4 protein-coding genes are annotated in these 1,846 nt (G+C 38.8%); 2 read left to right on the forward strand and 2 right to left on the reverse strand.

Annotated elements, in window-relative coordinates; genetic code table 11:
- Positions 1-289 precede the first annotated feature (289 nt).
- The gene (gene sspO, locus ACFVSH_RS26160; protein ID WP_260286141.1) at positions 290-442 is read left to right on the forward strand and encodes a small acid-soluble spore protein O; all 153 of its coding nucleotides are present in this window, start codon (positions 290-292) and stop codon (positions 440-442) included.
- A gap of 136 nt (positions 443-578) precedes the next feature.
- Here the strand turns inward: sspO and ACFVSH_RS26165 are convergent, their stop codons facing one another.
- Positions 579-842: a hypothetical protein gene (locus tag ACFVSH_RS26165; protein ID WP_048678629.1), complete on the reverse strand. Its 264-nt coding sequence runs from the start codon at positions 840-842 to the stop codon at positions 579-581.
- A 113-nt stretch (positions 843-955) separates the two neighbouring features.
- On the opposite strand from ACFVSH_RS26165, the gene ACFVSH_RS26170 reads away from it, so the two are divergent.
- Positions 956-1,099, forward strand: a complete 144-nt coding sequence (locus ACFVSH_RS26170) for a small acid-soluble spore protein P (RefSeq protein WP_083450736.1) — start codon at positions 956-958, stop codon at positions 1,097-1,099.
- 171 nt (positions 1,100-1,270) lie between these two features.
- On the opposite strand, the gene ACFVSH_RS26175 is transcribed toward ACFVSH_RS26170, so the two are convergent.
- Positions 1,271-1,846, reverse strand: a 576-nt coding sequence (locus tag ACFVSH_RS26175) for a ThiF family adenylyltransferase (RefSeq protein ID WP_387708715.1), incomplete at its 5' end; no start/stop codon positions are given.

The raw sequence follows: 1,846 nt of genomic DNA on the forward strand, positions 1-1,846 counted from the left end.
AGTGAGTTTGTCGAAGTTTCTCTCTCTGCTGCCACCCTAACTCTTGCTTCAACTTAATAGTAATATAGAAATGAGGATAAGTAAATAACCAGAAAGTTATTGTTTTTGATAAGTTTCTCTTATAGAAAAAAATTCCCCACATATTAAAGTGCATTTAGGAAGCCTTGCCCATATGCATTTTAATGAAAATAACCCAATTTGCAGCCTGATAAATTATTCCAGCAAAACATATTAGCTCTTCATACATAATCATTCAACATTATCGCATTCTATGGGTGGAGGTGTCGAAATGACAAAACAAAAGTCAAATCATGTTATTCCAGGAATGAATGCTGCAAAAGCGCAAGGTAATGGAGCAGGTTACAATGATGAACTAGGAAATGAACCTCCATTATCGGAAATGCAAAGGCAAAATAATAAAAAAAGAAAGAAAAACCAATGATTTCCCTCTAGGCTTTAAATCGGATAGGCTTTTTGAAATAGCAGATGTACTGCATTTTTCAAAAAGCCTATTCTATTCTAAAATCAGGAAACGCATAAGTGAAACGCGAAATACTCACGATGATGGAACCTGCCACTCAATAGTCCTCTGAATTGACCTCATTGACGATTGCCTGAATATCCTGTTCGAATTTTTTCAATTGTTCTTTCTGGTGTTCGGAAGCGGTGACTAGTGCAGATTGTATTTGCTGATAGGCCTCGTTCACTTCCTGCTTCACATGTTTCAATTCCGTTCCGTAATTAGGTGCGCTCTTCTCAATGGATGAGTATACATCAAATACTTGTTGATAACTTTGCTGGGCTTCCTGGAAAGTCCTTCGCTTATCTTGTTTATCCTGCATTTGGTTCAGCTCCTTAATTAGTGTCCATCCATAGCATGTACGAGGTTTGCAAATATATGTATGTGAATAAAATTTCACGGACTGATTATCTTAAGAGATAGGAGGGATCGCACATGAACAAAAACGATGGTAAAGATATTCGAAAAAATGCACCTAAAGGAAATAACCCAGGTCAACCTGCACCGTTAAGCGGTTCTCATAAGGTGAAAAACAGACAGCACTCCCGTCAGAAGCATAATAGCAGTCATGATATGTAGTCTGCTTAAATAATCGTTCCAAAAAAAAGCGGTGCCGCCCGGAAAAGGCAGACACCGCTTTCGTTTTATGTTTTTGAAGCACATAAATCACAAAAGGAATTTTCGATTTCTTCCTATTATAAGGGCTACTGATTTTAGCGTTTTAAGTCTTTGGCATTCCATGATTACAGTTCAGCCAATATAACGATGATATAACGTTTTTGCTTCGGAAATATCTTTCGTTCCATGAATCAACGCCCGCCCATCTTTAAAAACGACCAACCGATGGGTTCCAATCGTAAATGAAAGTAAATAAGGATTCCTGACGATCTTACCACCTTGTGCGAGAAGATTTTTTTCGATTTCCGCTAAGTCTCTTTCAAGATTCATCGCCGGCCGAATCTGGACAGAATCCCTTCCGCATAAAACGGCTGTTTTCGTTCGATTTGAATAGGAGAGATGGGGGTACGTTCGATTTACCCCGCATGACAAACAAGAATCTTTTTTTAATTGCGCTACATTTATGGATGAATATTCATTTTTCCAAAGATCAAATGAAACGATTTTGTTTCTTAGTGATTCAAAATCTTCCACAAGGATTTTCAATGCTTCCGCCAGTTGATGGGCAACGACCGTTTGAACAGCAGGGCTGATGATTCCCGCCGTATCACATGTCAGTCCTCCAATTGGAACCGTTTCCAGCAAACAATTCAAACATGGTGTCGCCTTTGGGATCATCGTGTAACTTATCCCATAACTCCCTACACC

The sequence above is a fragment of the Peribacillus sp. NPDC058002 genome (assembly GCF_042886655.1).
In the GTDB taxonomy this organism is placed as follows: domain Bacteria; phylum Bacillota; class Bacilli; order Bacillales; family DSM-1321; genus Peribacillus; species Peribacillus aracenensis.

Excerpts from the sequence above, each read along its gene's own strand:
- sspO (WP_260286141.1), top strand. The coding sequence starts at position 290 with ATGACAAAACAAAAGTCAAATCATGTTATTCCAGGAATGAATGCTGCA.
- ACFVSH_RS26165 (WP_048678629.1), bottom strand. The coding sequence starts at position 842 with ATGCAGGATAAACAAGATAAGCGAAGGACTTTCCAGGAAGCCCAGCAA.
- ACFVSH_RS26170 (WP_083450736.1), top strand. The coding sequence starts at position 956 with ATGAACAAAAACGATGGTAAAGATATTCGAAAAAATGCACCTAAAGGA.